Source organism: Psychroserpens sp. XS_ASV72, from assembly GCF_041224425.1.
GTDB lineage: Bacteria > Bacteroidota > Bacteroidia > Flavobacteriales > Flavobacteriaceae > Psychroserpens.
In genome coordinates this window covers 163255-179013 of sequence record NZ_JBGFGL010000067.1, presented here as the reverse complement: position 1 = coordinate 179013, position 15759 = coordinate 163255, and the positions used below count along the sequence as shown (strand labels likewise).

The following is a 15759-nucleotide window of genomic DNA, read 5'->3' as shown; positions in this document are numbered from 1 at the left end:
GTATTTATTTTTTTGGAGTCACTTTGGTATCATCCATGGCTAATAAAACTGAGTTATCACCAATTATCTTAACCACAAATACAAATCGCATAGGTGATTGTACAGCTACAAAAACATGTTTTCCTTTTGATAGGTTTTTTAAAGGAATTTTCACGGAAGTATCCATAACAGACATATCTACTTCACGTTTATAATCCATATTAACAGCATAGACCTTTTGAATCATGGTCTTACTTTTGAGAATTAAGGTATCTTTTGTAGCGTTAAGTCTTTGCGATAAATCCTTTGCCCTTACGTTGACATTTTTTTCAAGAACAGCAAAGTCTTTTTGTGCATGGGCTTTTTCTATTGAAAAGACACAGAAAACAAAAAAGATTATAAATACAGCTAATTTCATATCACGTTGTTTATGTCAACGTTGCTTGAACTAATAGCATATTTATAATCCCGAACCTTAAAACTAAACACAGTTGGAACATTCTGCACAAAAATATCTATGAACGGCATATAAAATCGGAGTATGGCTAAATTCTTACAATTGGTCAGGAAATCAATCTGTATATGGTTTGCCGTTGGGTCTAAGGTGATTGCGTCTATAATCAGCGCGACTTTGAACTAATTCCCTATCTAGGTCCGAAAGATTATAAGGTTTATAAGTATCCTCTATTCCATCAGTGTACTCTGAAGTTATTGTATTGGAGGCCAAAGTATCAAAAGTAGAGGTTTCTGATTCAAAATCAATTGGATTCAATTCACTCGATTTCATATCGAATTTGTTGTTTAAGGCTACATCAGATTCCAATCCATCAAACAAATCAAAAGGTAATATTCTGTTTATTTCAAAGACAATAATTTTATCAGCTTGATAAAACATGACCATGTACTTACCAAGCGGTAATTCATTTAATGGAATTTTGGCTTTCTTAACAGCAGGTTTAAAATCAAATACCTTTTCAGCTTTTTTACCAATAAACCTAACACGCTTAAACAACGCCTTATTCTCAAGTAACAGCGTATCTTGTGTATTTGATAAGTTGTGGCTTAAATTAAGTGCCAATGGATTGACATTCTTTCGTATCGACGTATAGGTCTCTTGTGATGATACATTTTGAACACTTATAAAAAGTAACAAAATGAGACCCAAAAGGGCATTAATGGATATACCATTTGTAGTAATCTTGTTCATGATTGGGGTCATTTAAAGGTTAACTAAAAACTAAACCAATCGCTCAATGAGGGACTTTACATTCAAAGAGGGATTGTATGTATTTTATATCAAATGTAGAGGGAAGAAAACGTGCTTAATAAGAAAAGCGTTGAATTCCAAAAAAGTCTAGATGAATGAAAAATAACGTAAAAAAAAGAAGATGAACTGCATTAAACTCAATGGTTTCCTACAATACTAAAAAAAACGTAAATCCCTAAAAATGAACACTTAATCGAATGTCAAAAGGGTATTCAATATCTTTTTTAAGAATTTGTAGTCGTTGGTTTTCTATATTTATGGAAAGGCTGTTTAAGAAGTTCTCCTATTTTTCCATTAGCTTCTTCATCGGGAAAGGTATCAACACCATAAACTATTTTTGAAGGCTCTAATTTCATGTAGGTCCCAAAAATACGATCCCAAATTGAAAAAATATTGCCATAATTACTGTCGGTGTAAGGCAATTGATAATGATGGTGCACTTTATGCATATTAGGCGAAACAAGTATATAACTCATCAAGTCATCAACTTTTTCCGGTAATTTAATATTCGCATGTGTAAACTGAGTAGCCACAAGTGATAACGATTGATACAAAAACACAATAGCGATTGGAGTCCCAACAATAAAAACGCCAGCCAGTGTAAAGGCAAATCTGATGACACTTTCAAGAGGATGGTGGCGATTGGCAGTTGTGGTATCGACATTGTGATCTGAATGATGAACCAAATGTACCATCCAAAGCGGTTTCACTTTATGTTCTACATAATGCGCTAAATAAGCTCCAATAAAATCCAAAAGCAAAAGTCCGAGCAACACATAAGCCCAAAGTGGAAGGTTTGGTATCCAATTAATGATGCCAAATTCATTCTCTTTAACCCAATCTGATGTTGCAATCAAGAGAAAGGCCAAACTGAAATTGACCACAACAGTCGTTAGTGTAAAGAAAATGTTTGGAATGGCGTGTTTCCATTTTTTATAGGTGAATTTAAACAAGGGTAAACTTCCCTCAAGCAACCAAAAAAATGTGAGTCCACCAACTAAAATCAAACTTCTATGAAGTGATGGAATGGTTTCAAAATAATTAATTATCGTTTCCAAAAATTCAGGAATTAATGTTTACAATCATGTTTGCCTTTTTCAAATTTACTAAAGAAACTTTAGTTCTCCATACACTTGCATTCGATTCGTCTTTAAGCAACAGATAAGCCGTGTAATGCAAAAATGCCCAAAGCTCTTCATTAGAAGAAGCAATAGTTGATGATTCAATTTTTTTAAGACGTCGTAAAACTTTACGGGGATTATTGAGAATTAATTCCTGTTTAAAGTTTAGTAATTCTACTTTTTGGGCTAACTCTGTACGGACTTCATTGGCTTCTTCAGAAATAAAATCTTTAGCATCTCTTAGATAAAAATCAGATAACTGCAATACTTCTTTCCTTAAATCTTTACTGACCAAAACTGAAAAGTCCATATATTTTGACGCCAATCTAAAGGTGGTATTGAAATCTTTTTGTGTTCTGAAATTCATTAATTCTGCTTGAAGATAACTGGTATCCAAAGCATATTTCACTATAAATTTTACAATATCGAGATAATCATAGTACTCTACTTTTGTATTGAGAATATTACCATTGACATCCATGATTTTGATACTATCATCATTGAACTTATCAATATATGATTGTGGCCGTTTGTCTTTTATGTCATTAAGCAACTCTTCATATCTTGACTCACTCAGCACAACTGGCACAAAATGTTTCCATATCGCTTCATTTAGACTATCGTTAGATAGCATGTCCTCAACCACAGCATTTCCTTTGGCATCCTTAATAAGTACAGGATACGGATTATAATAGGCATCTTCCCAAATAACAAAGAGTAGTTTGTTTTGAACCAGCCCTAAACTTTTAGCAACTTCAAGAGAGGTCATCCAATCTTGTGACAGAACATTTGCTATCATTCCAAGGCACAAAACAACTGAAAACACTAGTTTCTTCATATGAGATTAATTACAATTTTATACGAGCTTTCATCGCTTCAACTATATTATAGGCAGCTGGGCAAATCGCTACATTTTTCATGGTCAAGTTGCCTATTTGCTGAAATTTCTTTCGGTCTGTATGCGGAAATTCACGACAAGCTTTAGGCCTTACATCGTAAATAGAACAATAATTATCTTCACCTAAAAACGTACACGGAACCGTTTGTAGTACATAATCCTTATCCTCATCAATTCGCAAATAGGACTCAATAAACTGCTGTGGCTTCATTTTAAAAGATTTCGATATGCGTTCAATATCTTTCATCGTGAAAAGTGGTCCTGTTGTTTTGCAGCAATTGGCACATTCTAAACAATCGGTTCGCTCAAATTCAGCCTCATGAAGTTCCTGCATCACATAATCTAATTGCTTTGGCGGCTTTCTTTTTAGCTTACTAAAGAAAGTTTTATTTTCCTTATGCTTATCTTTGGCTAGTTTTGGAAGATGGTTTATGAAATCTTGCATACTACAAAAATAAGATATTAATCACTGCTTTTAAACTCAGATTATGAAGGATGTTTTTGGTAAAGCTTTACGCGACTATCACAACAATAATTATACCGAAGATATCATCACTTCTACTAGTATTTCTGAAGAAGACACATTACCTCTTCCCTATTTATTCAGAACCTATAAAGACATGCCCAAACTTGAACAGAAGGCATTGGATTTGGCTAAAGGATCTGTATTAGATGTTGGATGCGGTTCTGGAAGCCATGCGTTATATCTACAAAAAAAAGGACTGACTGTAAAAGGCATTGATATTTCCGAAGGTGCTATTTTTGTTGCTAAGGCGCGTGGATTGGAGCATGTTGAAATGGTTTCTATTCTAGCTGAAACCGAAACCTTTGATACGATATTAATACTTATGAATGGTACTGGTATTTTTCAAACCCTCAATCAAGTATCTCAACACCTAAAGCATCTAAAATCGCTTCTGAATCCTAATGGACAGATACTTATAGATTCTTCAGATATTCAATATATGTATGAAGATGACGATGGTGGAATTTGGATGGACACCAATGCAGACTACTATGGAGAACTGGACTATTATATCAGTTACAAAGGAGAATCTGAAGACCCAATGAAATGGCTATATCTCGATTTTGATCGTCTCAAATTAGCTTGCGAAACTGTTGGTTTAGAATGTGAAAAAGTTATGGATGGTGAGCATTTTGATTATTTGGCTAGAATTGTTGCGCCTCACCATTGACATAGGTATATTCTACTTTTGTCTTAGGAATTTCAATGGCTTCAATGGTCATAATATCTTTATCCAATATAACAAAATCAGCTAATTTACCAACTTCAATACTGCCTTTTTCGTTTTCCTCAAAATTGGAATACGCGGCCCAAATTGTCATTCCTTTTAAAGCTTCCTCTCTACTCAAAGCATCCTCACTTTGAAAGCCGTCTTTAGGATATTGTTTCAAATCTTGTCGTGTCACTGCCGCGTAAAACGTCAAGAACGGACTTACCTGTTCTACAGGAAAATCAGTTCCGAAAGCAACTTTTCCATAAGCATTCAATAATTTTTTATAGGCATAAGCGCCTTTAATCCGTTCATTTCCCAATCGGTCTTCAGCCCAATACATATCACTTGTAGCATGCGTTGGTTGAATAGAAGGCAATATAGTTTTGAAATAGTCAAAATCTTCAGGCGATACCACTTGGGCATGTTCAATACGCCAACGTCGATCTCTATTTCCTTTCAAAACTTTAGAATAGGTTTCCAATACGACATGATTTGCTGAATCTCCAATGGCATGTGTATTCATTTGAAACTCAGAATCAGCGATTCGCTCTGCCGATTCTTTGATGTGTTCCAAAGACATAACAGGTAATCCATGTGAATGCTGTCTATCAGAATATGGTTCACGCAATAGGGCACCTCTTGAACCTAAAGCACCATCGGCATAAAACTTAAAAGAGCGCACATTGAGTCGTTCGGTCTTGTAAGTTCCTTTGGCTAAAAAATGATCTAGATTTGGTTTTGTTCCAGGAACCATCATATACATTCGAATCTTTAAATCACCTGTTCTTTGCAAACTATCGATAAGGTCAATGGTTTCAATCCAAGGTGAGGTAAATATATCTGGTCCAGCATCAGAAATGGTGGTCAAGCCATTTTCAAAACATATGTTTTGAGCAGCCAACAAGGCTTCAATAAGTTGTTCTTTTTCAAAATCAGGCCAATTATTCATCACCAACTGTTCAGCATTATCCAACAAAATACCTGTTAACTTTCCATTTTTAACCTCTACTTCACCACCATCAATAGTACTATTTACTGTGACATTGCCCAAATCTAAAGCTGCTTGATTACAAAAGGAAGCATGACCATCAATGCGCGTTAATGCTACAGGTGTATTTGGAAATAATCGATTCAAAATGGTATTGTCTGGCATATCTTTATCCTCCCAATCATTTTGGTCCCAACCTCTACCCTTAATAAAAGGCATTTGATGTTTTTCCTGGAAATCCAAAACACGCTTTATCATATCCTCAAAACTTTTGACACCAACCAAATTGACCTGCTTTTGTATTTGTCCTAAGGTTAGGAAGTGAGCGTGTGCATCTATCAATCCAGGTAAAACGGTTTTTCCTTGAGCATCAAGAATGTTTTCAGAAGTATATTTATTTTGAATGTCTTCGGAAGTACCTATTTCAACAAACTTACCGTCTTTAACTGCAAAAGCCTGTGCTTTGCTAAACGTCTCATCAACCGTGTAAACATTAGCATTAAAAACAATGGTATCGACCATTTGTTTTTCATCAGTACAAGAGAAGAGTACAAATAGCAATAAAAGAAGGCTGAATTTTTTCATGGAAATAATTTATAGGCTAAAAATACAAAAAGCATCAGTTTTAAATAAAAAACCAATGCTTTGTATTAAAAATTTCATTCTGAAATAACTTCAGAAATCAAAAATCAAACTGATAAGTTGTTCCTGCTAAAAATTGAATGCCTTGAACTGGATAGTTCATCCAACGTTGATAATCTTGATTGGCAATATTGTTGGCTTTAGCAAATACCGACCACTGACTATTAATCTTATAGCCAACATGAGCATTGATGTCAAAAAAACTATCTAAAGTTACAGTCATTGGATCATCAACTGGAAAGAAGCTTTGCTCTATGGCAAACTGGTCTTTTCTCTCACCTACAAAAAAGAGATTGGCGCCTGCAAACCAATGTTCATCTATTTGATAATCTAGAAACAAGGACGCTTCAATATCTGGTAAGTTCCAAGCTTCAGCCTCTACATCTGTGCTATACCCAAAATACTGTGCTTTTAATGCCAACTTAAAGTTTCTATTCACATCGAAGTTTAAGGCTCCTGCAACGGAATAAGTGGTGACATCATCATAAACAACACCCAAAGAGTTTCCAAATTGATAGTTTTCTTCAGCAGTACCCAATAACGGATTACTTTTAAACAAGGCTTTATTATTATCAGCCATATAATGACCGCTAACATTATAACTCAAATTATTTGACAAACGCCCTTTAAGTCCGATAGATGCATTGTATACCTGATCTGTTGGTGCTACGAAAAGTGTAGGTGATACAAACGGATTGTCTTGAGCAAATTGGTAATAGGAATTTTGTATCAATCCGCCTTCAATTCCAGCATAGGCAATCATGATTTCGTCTACCAAACGATAGGATGCTGTCACATTTGGATAAATAAACAACTTATTTTTACTGTTTTCAATATCATTGAAATAAACCAGTTGCGCGCCCACATTTACAGTTAAGTCATCTTGTGTCATTTGATAGCTTGGCGCAATTCCGACATTGATATTACCGTAATTTAATTCTTCATCAATTAAATAACTGCGATCAAATGACCCACCAATATAATCTATGGTAACTTCAGTATTAATGTTTTCATCGGCTACAGGTATATCAAACCCTGAACTTATAACAAATCGATTTTCACCAGAATCCTGATCATCACCAAAGCGTCTATACAATACATTAACATTATCAATGATGGCATCTTCGAACGTAACTTGACCACCAACATTCGCTGTGTAGAATGAATGATCGACATCAAATCGGTCTATACTTTGGTCTGGTACACCATACCAATTAAAGGATTGGAGTTGAAAACCTCCTTCAACCTTCCAAGCATAATCACTTAGCTTCTGACTGTAATGTGCATTAAGACCTGTTTCAGAAAAATTGTTGTCAAAATTAATGCCTTCAATATCGCCAGCTGACGAGTGATGGCTAAAATAACCACCTACACGTTCGGTATTACTCAACTCGTGGTTTAAATATATTTCACCCAAGATAGTTGTATAGGTTCCAACGCCTAAAGACGCATAATTGTCGTATAATTTGACAGGTTTTTCCTTATCAACACTAGCTGCTTTCCCCTTAGCAGGAGTAAATGTGGAAGCTACAGGAATGGAAAATATATTATATTTAATCTCTTTCTTTTTTCCTGTTGTAGAATCGTTAATTGTTGGAGTTTCCTTGATTTTAAACGCATCGGAAATCGTAGGTGTATATGGCTTGATAACATTAACCACATCTGTATCTATGGTATCTTTTTGTCGATCTTGAGCTGTTGATGTAAATACTCCAAAGACCAATACAATTAGGAAGCTATATGAAATTTTGTTACTCATCATTTTAATTTTGTTCGGTTTCAACTGAGGCATTGGTTTCGGCTTGTTTAACTTTAATTCTACTGAGTTCTGATTTTGCCTCTTCGACAACATCATCAAATTGGGTGAAATTTGAAATGACACTTTCCAAAATATAAGTCGCTTGAAAGGCGTCACCTAGTGCATCAAAGTTTTTGGCCATAACCACCAAACCTTTGGCACTGTAGTATTTGTAGCTACTGTAATCTTTAGCTAATTTTTGAACTACAGTATTGGAGCTTTGGTAATTTCCATCCTTGTTTTTAAAATAGGCATTGTAATACAAGGCTTCAGCTACCACTGCACCTGAACCTGTGGCTTCTACCTTAGCGTAGTTGGATTTTGCCTTGGTATCATCTCCAGTTTTTATAGCCGAACGTGCTATAATGATATAGGCATCACTTTTAATTTTGTTATCAATTTTGGAATGACCAAGTGCTTTTTCAGCATATACAGTTGCCTCATTATAATTTTCGAGCTGGTAGTATGCATTCATTAAATTGGATTGTGCATAAATGACATTCTGAGGATAATCAGCTTCATTTTCCAAACGTTTTAAAAGTGGAATGGCTTTATTCCATTTGGAATTGTTCAGATAGATTTCAGATAATTTTACGATCGATTGTTCTGTGTACTCGTTTTTTGCTTTACCAACCACATATTCATAATGTGGTTGTGCGTTTTCAGAAAGTTCTTTTTTGGTGTATAATTCCGCTAAGTAAAAGTGGGAATTAAGCGCATGCAATCCATTCGGAAATTCATTCAAGTATTTATTGAACTGTCGAATAGCCGCATCTGTATTGTTGTCTAAATACTGCTTTTCTGCTGCCAAATAAGCTGTATTATCCAACTCGGCATCGGTTACTTCAACATAATCGAGTGTTCTTACCCAAGTTGCATATTCATCTACACGACCCAAATCAATATAAATCAATCGTGCAGTCGCGACTGCTTGATTGGCTTCACCTGTAGATGGAAAATCCTTTGCCACTTTTTTGAATTTTCCCAAAGCCCTTTCATTATCATTGGTATTGTAATACGCTAGTCCTTGTCTTAGTAAGGTTTTAGATACAAAAATACTTTGTGGGTATTCGGCTACCAACTTATTGTAAGTAGTCATGGCTTGATCTACCTGATTGGATTTTACATAAGAATTGGCCAATTCATATAATGCATCATCTCTAAGTCCAGAACGCGGAAAATCGGCAATAAAACTATTCAATCCGTTAATTTTATTATCTGCTTGTCCTAAATAGCCATAACTCATCGTCTTTTGGAAAGTGGCATAATCGGCTTCGATTTCATTTAAGGCAATAGCCTGCTCATAAGATTGAATCGCCTTATTATAATTAGTAGATACAAAATAGCCATCGCCTAATCTCAAGTAAGCATCATTCAATCGAAGCTTGTCGTCTTTATGATTCGTGATGAAATCTTGAAAATGGGTTGTTGCCTGATCGTAGTTTTTCAACTTGAAATACGTATAGGCAATATTGTAATCAATGTTATTGATTTCACTTGTATTTGAAGACTCACTTTGTTGTTTGAATTGTTTAAATCCGATTAAAGCGTCATCAAAATTATTGAGATGGTAATCGGTTTCAGCATTCCAAAACGTTGCCCTACTTGTAAAAACAGGATCTTTAGCTTCTTTTATGGAAGACTCAAACAATGATTTTGCTTCATTAAAATTACCCTCGTTATACACTTCAATACCTCTGTAAAAGGCGACTTTCTGAAAGGCTAAACGATTTTCAAAACTGGTTTTCGACTTTAAAAGTTTTAAGGCTTCCTCATAGTTTTTGGAAGTAATGTACGAATCGATCAAAAGTGTTTCAATCTCTTCCTTGTAACTAGTTTTTGGGTACTTTTCCAAATATCCAGAAAGAACTTGAGGAACTGATTGATAAGGGTTTCCAATCTCATAACTTATTTTCGCATAATTAAGCCAAGCATCTTCCTGAATCTGTAAATCATAATCCATCTGCGAGGCATTTCTGAAAGCATTCAAGGCTTCCTGCTTCTTTTCTAGATTGATATAGCTTTCCCCTAAATGGTAATAGGCATTTTGAGCGACTGCATTATTACCGTCAATTATTTTATTGAATTCTGAAACAGCATTTTCAAAATCGTTCTGTTTGTAATAGGTGTAACCTAACTGATAATAGTCCGTATTGTTCCACTTTCCTCTTTTCCCTTTGTAAGCCTTAAGGTATGGAAGTGCTTCTGCGTATTGTTCCAGATTGAAATAACTCTCTCCAATAATTTTTGATAATTCTGATTGTTCTTGCGGACTGCTATTATCAAGTTGTTCTTTGGCCAACTCGATTGCCTTTTCAAACTTTCCTAATTTAAAATTCAAATCAGCTTGGTAATACGATAGTTTTTCTTTGTATTTTTCCTCATCACTTACTTGATCGAAATACGTGTTAGCAGTATCATAATCGTCACCTTCATAAGCCATGTAACCAATGTAATACTTCGCTTGTGAGCCATATTCCTTGGAGTTGACTACACGATTTAAATGCGATTTTGCTCCTGATTCATTCCCTGTTGAGTACAAACTGTAACCATATTTAAAATGAAAAGCATCACGCTCAGATCGAGACACGCTATTTTCGTCTACCTTATCGTACCATTTTCTGGCATAAGCATATTTGTTATTGGCATAATAATAATCTCCAACATCCAAAAAAGCAGTATTTCGCTTGGTGCTCGTCGGATAGGTATCCACAAAATCCTGTATTAAGTCATCCGCATTTTTTTGATTTAAGCGTACCGCACAATTAGCAATGTAATACGCACAATCGGATTCCAAGATTTCATTTGGAGCTTCCTGTTTTAGCGTTTCAAATAATGATTGTGCTGCTTGATACTGCTTGTTATTGTATAGTGTTAACGCTTTTTGATAATCAACGAGATCACTTGTATAGGTAGCGGATTGCTGTGCTTGAATGCTTAGGCTAAAGCAGAAAAACACAAGATAAACACTCAGCTTTCTGAAAGTCATTAGGTTCGATTTTTAATTGATGTCAAAAATAAATTATCTCAAATCTATAACGCAATAATCGTGCTATAATTATGCACAGACTTATTAAATGGATTGATATTATACGATTTTGTTACGTTTTTAGTTTATGACTATGTTAATCAAAACCAATTACCCCTTTTTATAATTTGATTTTGGAAAATTGGAAATTCAAGGTATTTTATGATACATTTACATTTTAAAACCGCTTTATGTCTGAAACTATTTTACAGCTGAAAAATGCCTCTATTTATCAAGGTGACAGTATGGTGCTGTCTGATGTGAATATCGAAATGAAAAAAGGTGATTTTGTGTATCTGATCGGAAAAACCGGAAGCGGCAAAAGTAGTTTCATGAAAACCTTATATGGCGATTTACAACTAACTGAAGGCGAAGGACACATAGTAGATTATGATTTAAAAACATTAAAGGAAAAAGACATTCCTTTTTTAAGACGAAAGCTAGGAATCGTTTTTCAAGATTTTAAGCTACTTCCGGATAGAACCGTTAACGGCAACCTAGAATTTGTATTAAAAGCAACCGGTTGGAAAGATAAGACCGAAATCACAGAACGCATCGCCACTGTTCTTGATAAAGTAGGCATGAAAACCAAAGGCTTTAAATTTCCTCACGAACTTTCTGGAGGTGAACAACAACGTATTGCCATTGCAAGGGCACTTTTGAATGAGCCTGAATTGATTTTAGCCGATGAGCCTACAGGAAACCTCGATCCTCAAACCAGTATTGAGGTTATGGAAGTATTACGTGGTATCAACAAAAATGGACGTACCATTCTGATGGCCACACATGACTATGCCCTTCTGTTGAAATACCCAAGCAAAACCTTAAAATGCGACGAAAACAAAGTTTTTGAAGTGGTTCAACGCAAAAACTAAAAGCCTAACCATTTAAAGAAGCGCTCGAAAAAACCTTCGCTGTCTTGTTGCTCAGGCACTTCACTGTTTTGAGGTTTAAATTCAATAATAAAGGCGCCAAAATTTGAAGGTGTCTTTACTGCTATGGAATTGTGTAACGGACTTTGAAACCCAGTGTTATTCATCGGGAATGTTACAGTTCCGTTTTCAGAAACTTGTCCGATTTTCAAAACTACATCTGGATTTTCCGCATCATAAATCGTGAAACGGTCACCTTTAAACATATTGTAATCTCTGACATCAACCGAAACATTCATGCCTTCTTTATCAAACAAAGCCACATAAAATCGGTTGGAATTGACTTTATTTTTATTGAATGCCAATACAGATGGTAGCTCAAAATCTGTTTTTGAGATCATTGAGCTTCTTTCATCAATTGTAAATGCTGTTTTCCAATTTTCAAAAGTGTAATCCTTTCCTCTAGACAACCTAAAAGGAGAAGCCTTTGTATTGGCATAATAGGCATTGTTGACAAAATTCCAATTTGTAGCGTTTTTTGAAGCTGAAGCTCCTAACTGAACAAAACCAGTATGTACAATATTGTTTGTAAACGACAATGTTTTGACTTCTAAAATCCTCAAACCATTGGCACGACCTATAATCACATTATTTCGCACAATGACGTCTTCAATAGGAGCAAGTTTATTGAAGCCAAGCGTTAGAGATGGTGCATCACCTTGAAATTCACCTTTGGAAAACCTAGTATTGTGATAGAGAATGTTGTTTTCCAAAGTGATATGTTTAGCAACATTAATTCCATTTTTATCATCTGAAGCCACAATAACATTATCGAGATAATTCCCAGATGGTGATCCATTATTAAATAGGATATTACCATCTAAGGTTATGTGTTTTACATATTCATAACTGGCACGTTTTCCAGCAGACCAAACTTCTATCCCTTTATAGTAATTATTAAAAATAATATTGTCTTTTATCAATCGTGTTTTATCACTTAAATTTTGAACATAAATGCCTTCACCTGTTCCTTTTCCTATTTTAGAAATGTATCCATTGTTGTATATCATGCAATTCTGAATCACTGAAGCCTCACCATGTTTCCAAAATCCGAAACCTAGTCCAGGAATATCATGAATTTTAAGATTATAGAATTTACAATTCGCTCCTTTTAAGTGCCTCACACCTATGCCAATCCTAAAATGATCGTCCTTTTCATCCCTCGAGAATTCACCTAACCAGGTTATATCAAAATTTTGAAAAATGACTTGTTTGCCATTGACTTCCAACACTGGAACGGTATCAGATTCTATATTCCCATCCAAGATGACTTTATCATTATCATATGCTGACACTGTAACATATACATCAGGAATTCGACTTTCAACAGTACTTACAAATCTTCCCTTGTAAATACCTTCATGAAGCCAAATAGTATCATTCCCATTTACTACTTGTGTAGTCTGGCTAAGGGCTGTTTGTAAATCCCATGGATTTGTAAGAGAACCATCACCAAGAGGTGTTCCAGGAGTATTGACATCATCTTTTGGAAACACATGATATTCTTGCTGTGCCATACACAACATAGTGAAGCAAACGCTAAAACATATGTAAAAAATCTGTTTCATAATCTAGAATTGACAAATTCCATACCAAGTTACGCAACTCATCGTTTAAGTGGGTTTAGGTAACCATTTTAATTCTTATTTTAGCACTAATGATTTCAATTCTAATTCCGGTTTACAATTATAATGTGGTTCCTTTGGTAACGCATGTTCATACGCAATTGGAATTATGCAATGTACAATTTGAAATTATTTGCTATGATGATGGTTCGCAATCAAACTTCACTTTAGAAAATAAAGGTATTACAAATTTGAGTTATACCGAATACATTACAGGAAGTGAAAATGTGGGCCGCATCAAAGCTCGACAAATTTTAGCTGAAACATCTAAATTTAACTGGCTTTTGTTTTTAGATGCTGATGTCATTCCAAAACCTGAGCTTTTTATATCAAACTATTTGACATTTTTAGATTCAGATTATGATGCCATTTACGGTGGATTTGCATATCACAAAGACAGACCTGAACCTCGATATCTACTTCGTTGGACTTATGGAAAAAACAATGAGGAAGTTTCAGCAACTATTAGAAACAAAAGACCTTACAAAATTGTCATCTCTGCCAACTTTTTAATCAAGAAATCACTTTTTTTGAATATCAATTCAAGAATTAAAAGAAAGGGCTATGGTTATGACAACTACTTTGGAGCAATTCTGAAATCTGAAAATGCAAATGTTTTGCATATTGATAACGAAGTGTTCCATTTGGGTTTAGACACCAATAGCGATTATCTAAAGAAAACTGAAGAGGCCGTTGAAACGTTGCGACATCTTTATAAGAATGATGAGATTAAGACGCATCAAAATGATTTATTGACCTTTTTTAAAAAACTAAAAGTATCTAGAATCCATTATTTGTTTTCATTTGTTTTCCGTCTTTTAAAATCATCGTTAAAAAAGAATTTATTGGGTAATAATCCATCCATAAAACTGTTTCAGTTCTATAAAATTGGTTACATGTGTTATAAAGAAAGTTCTAAATGAATCCTTATTTCTCTGTAGTTATTCCGCTTTTCAACAAGGAAAAGCATATCAAAACCACTCTCAATAGTGTGTGGACACAAACCTTTCAGGACTTTGAGGTCATTGTTGTAAATGATGGCTCTACAGATAATAGTTTAGAAATCATTCAATCTATACAGGAAGATCGCTTAAAAATATACAGCATTGAAAACCAAGGCGTCTCCCATGCCAGGAACTTTGGTATTTCAAAAGTGACATCTGATAAAATCGTGTTTTTAGATGCTGATGATATATGGTATCCTCATCACTTAGAAGACCTTAAAAAGCTTTTTGAAGCATTTCCAAGCTGCGGACTCTATTGTAAGGCCTACAAAAAACAAATGGGCAATCTATCGATACCATCTAAATATAAAGACATTTCTAAAGATTCTTCTTGGCAAGGCATCTTATCAGATTACTTTGAATCAAGCTTAATTAATAGCATTGCATGGACTTCAGCAGTGATGGTTCCAAAATCAACTTTTGAACGCGTAGGTACATTCAATGAAAATTACAATTCTGGTGAAGACACAGACCTATGGATACGAATAGCCTTAAATTTTCCTGTGGCTTTTAGCAATAAAGTGAGTGCTGTACACAATTTATCTTCAGAACAAAAAATTACGCATAGTAAACTTAGTTCAAGACAGCACTTAGATTTTGACGATTACCAAAACAATGCTCAAGGCAATGCAAGTTTAAAAAAGTATTTAGACTTGAATCGATACGCATTAGCCATTCAATACAAATTGGAAAATCAATTATCGCAAGCCAATAAACAATACCATAAAATTGATCAGAACAATCTTGGCATGTTGCATCGCCTTATTTATAATTTACCAAAATCAGGTATTTATTTTTTAATGAAGTTCAGGACTTTTCTGAGAAAATTCAATATCGACTTAAGACTGTTTCGAGGATAAAAAACTATCGTAATCCCGAATGTAATCACTTTCGTCAAACTCTCCAGAAGCTAAAACCAAACAAACCGCTCCAGAAGAAAAATTCTCCAATTCACGCCAAATACCTTTAGGAATCAACAGTCCTTTATCAGGTTTATTCAACATGACACTTTTTCTACTCTTACCATCATCTAATACCACTTCAAAACTACCGCTTAATGATACTAAGAGCTCTACTTGGTCTTTATGGGAATGCCCTCCTCTATAAGCATCACTTGGCACATCGAACAAATAATATACACGCTTCATCTCAAAAGGTATACAGTCGCCTTCAATGACAGCAAGACTACCTCTTACATCATGAATTTTAGGTATGTCGATTATTGTTATATCCATTTGT

The 15759-nt window shown here is 34.7% G+C and carries 14 protein-coding genes; 4 read left to right on the top strand and 10 right to left on the bottom strand.

Translation table 11 applies throughout. The features are described 5' to 3' along the window. Positions 1-4: 4 nt before the first annotated feature. From AB9K26_RS01905 to AB9K26_RS01885, 5 genes are all read right to left on the bottom strand, one after another. The gene (locus AB9K26_RS01905) at positions 5-397 is read right to left on the bottom strand and encodes a hypothetical protein (protein ID WP_369970843.1); all 393 of its coding nucleotides are present in this window, start codon (positions 395-397) and stop codon (positions 5-7) included. A gap of 153 nt (positions 398-550) precedes the next feature. Then, entirely contained in the window at positions 551-1186 is a 636-nt protein-coding gene (locus tag AB9K26_RS01900; RefSeq protein ID WP_369970842.1) for a hypothetical protein, read from the bottom strand. A gap of 284 nt (positions 1187-1470) precedes the next feature. Continuing rightward, positions 1471-2304 (bottom strand): sterol desaturase family protein, encoded by an 834-nt coding sequence (locus tag AB9K26_RS01895; RefSeq protein WP_369970841.1) that lies wholly within the window; start codon positions 2302-2304, stop codon positions 1471-1473. A 4-nt stretch (positions 2305-2308) separates the two neighbouring features. After that, complete coding sequence (locus AB9K26_RS01890; RefSeq protein WP_369970840.1) at positions 2309-3205, bottom strand: hypothetical protein; 897 nt, start codon at positions 3203-3205, stop codon at positions 2309-2311. A 10-nt stretch (positions 3206-3215) separates the two neighbouring features. Then, positions 3216-3710 (bottom strand): YkgJ family cysteine cluster protein, encoded by a 495-nt coding sequence (locus AB9K26_RS01885; RefSeq protein ID WP_369970839.1) that lies wholly within the window; start codon positions 3708-3710, stop codon positions 3216-3218. A gap of 43 nt (positions 3711-3753) precedes the next feature. On the opposite strand from AB9K26_RS01885, the gene AB9K26_RS01880 reads away from it, so the two are divergent. Then, positions 3754-4461 (top strand): class I SAM-dependent methyltransferase, encoded by a 708-nt coding sequence (locus tag AB9K26_RS01880; RefSeq protein WP_369970838.1) that lies wholly within the window; start codon positions 3754-3756, stop codon positions 4459-4461. On the opposite strand, the gene AB9K26_RS01875 is transcribed toward AB9K26_RS01880, so the two are convergent. The 3 genes from AB9K26_RS01875 to AB9K26_RS01865 form a co-directional block, all read right to left on the bottom strand. Next, the gene (locus AB9K26_RS01875) at positions 4436-6076 is read right to left on the bottom strand and encodes an amidohydrolase (RefSeq protein ID WP_369970837.1); all 1641 of its coding nucleotides are present in this window, start codon (positions 6074-6076) and stop codon (positions 4436-4438) included. The two genes, AB9K26_RS01880 and AB9K26_RS01875, sit on opposite strands and share 26 nt — an antisense overlap. 97 nt (positions 6077-6173) lie before the next feature. Next, entirely contained in the window at positions 6174-7892 is a 1719-nt protein-coding gene (locus AB9K26_RS01870) for a TonB-dependent receptor (protein ID WP_369970836.1), read from the bottom strand. 4 nt (positions 7893-7896) lie between these two features. After that, positions 7897-10920 (bottom strand): tetratricopeptide repeat protein, encoded by a 3024-nt coding sequence (locus AB9K26_RS01865; protein WP_369970835.1) that lies wholly within the window; start codon positions 10918-10920, stop codon positions 7897-7899. Between the two features lie 230 nt (positions 10921-11150). On the opposite strand from AB9K26_RS01865, the gene AB9K26_RS01860 reads away from it, so the two are divergent. Continuing rightward, positions 11151-11834: a cell division ATP-binding protein FtsE gene (locus AB9K26_RS01860; protein ID WP_369970834.1), complete on the top strand. Its 684-nt coding sequence runs from the start codon at positions 11151-11153 to the stop codon at positions 11832-11834. On the opposite strand, the gene AB9K26_RS01855 is transcribed toward AB9K26_RS01860, so the two are convergent. After that, the gene (locus tag AB9K26_RS01855; RefSeq protein ID WP_369970833.1) at positions 11831-13408 is read right to left on the bottom strand and encodes a right-handed parallel beta-helix repeat-containing protein; all 1578 of its coding nucleotides are present in this window, start codon (positions 13406-13408) and stop codon (positions 11831-11833) included. The genes AB9K26_RS01860 and AB9K26_RS01855 overlap by 4 nt on opposite strands. A gap of 140 nt (positions 13409-13548) precedes the next feature. Between AB9K26_RS01855 and AB9K26_RS01850 the strand changes: the two genes are divergently transcribed. Beyond that, the gene (locus AB9K26_RS01850) at positions 13549-14439 is read left to right on the top strand and encodes a glycosyltransferase family 2 protein (protein WP_369970832.1); all 891 of its coding nucleotides are present in this window, start codon (positions 13549-13551) and stop codon (positions 14437-14439) included. Further along, positions 14436-15380: a glycosyltransferase family 2 protein gene (locus AB9K26_RS01845; RefSeq protein ID WP_369970831.1), complete on the top strand. Its 945-nt coding sequence runs from the start codon at positions 14436-14438 to the stop codon at positions 15378-15380. Before AB9K26_RS01850 ends, AB9K26_RS01845 begins: the two co-directional genes overlap by 4 nt. On the opposite strand, the gene AB9K26_RS01840 is transcribed toward AB9K26_RS01845, so the two are convergent. Further along, on the bottom strand, positions 15360-15755 hold the full coding sequence (locus tag AB9K26_RS01840; protein WP_369970830.1) for an FdtA/QdtA family cupin domain-containing protein: 396 nt from the start codon (positions 15753-15755) through the stop codon (positions 15360-15362). The two genes, AB9K26_RS01845 and AB9K26_RS01840, sit on opposite strands and share 21 nt — an antisense overlap. Positions 15756-15759 lie beyond the last annotated feature (4 nt).

Excerpts from the sequence above, each read along its gene's own strand:
- AB9K26_RS01860 (WP_369970834.1), top strand. The coding sequence starts at position 11,151 with ATGTCTGAAACTATTTTACAGCTGAAAAATGCCTCTATTTATCAAGGT.
- AB9K26_RS01900 (WP_369970842.1), bottom strand. The coding sequence starts at position 1,186 with ATGAACAAGATTACTACAAATGGTATATCCATTAATGCCCTTTTGGGT.
- AB9K26_RS01850 (WP_369970832.1), top strand. The coding sequence starts at position 13,549 with ATGATTTCAATTCTAATTCCGGTTTACAATTATAATGTGGTTCCTTTG.
- AB9K26_RS01875 (WP_369970837.1), bottom strand. The coding sequence starts at position 6,076 with ATGAAAAAATTCAGCCTTCTTTTATTGCTATTTGTACTCTTCTCTTGT.
- AB9K26_RS01880 (WP_369970838.1), top strand. The coding sequence starts at position 3,754 with ATGAAGGATGTTTTTGGTAAAGCTTTACGCGACTATCACAACAATAAT.
- AB9K26_RS01890 (WP_369970840.1), bottom strand. The coding sequence starts at position 3,205 with ATGAAGAAACTAGTGTTTTCAGTTGTTTTGTGCCTTGGAATGATAGCA.
- AB9K26_RS01905 (WP_369970843.1), bottom strand. The coding sequence starts at position 397 with ATGAAATTAGCTGTATTTATAATCTTTTTTGTTTTCTGTGTCTTTTCA.
- AB9K26_RS01855 (WP_369970833.1), bottom strand. The coding sequence starts at position 13,408 with ATGGCACAGCAAGAATATCATGTGTTTCCAAAAGATGATGTCAATACT.
- AB9K26_RS01865 (WP_369970835.1), bottom strand. The coding sequence starts at position 10,920 with ATGACTTTCAGAAAGCTGAGTGTTTATCTTGTGTTTTTCTGCTTTAGC.
- AB9K26_RS01840 (WP_369970830.1), bottom strand. The coding sequence starts at position 15,755 with ATGGATATAACAATAATCGACATACCTAAAATTCATGATGTAAGAGGT.
- AB9K26_RS01885 (WP_369970839.1), bottom strand. The coding sequence starts at position 3,710 with ATGCAAGATTTCATAAACCATCTTCCAAAACTAGCCAAAGATAAGCAT.
- AB9K26_RS01870 (WP_369970836.1), bottom strand. The coding sequence starts at position 7,892 with ATGAGTAACAAAATTTCATATAGCTTCCTAATTGTATTGGTCTTTGGA.
- AB9K26_RS01845 (WP_369970831.1), top strand. The coding sequence starts at position 14,436 with ATGAATCCTTATTTCTCTGTAGTTATTCCGCTTTTCAACAAGGAAAAG.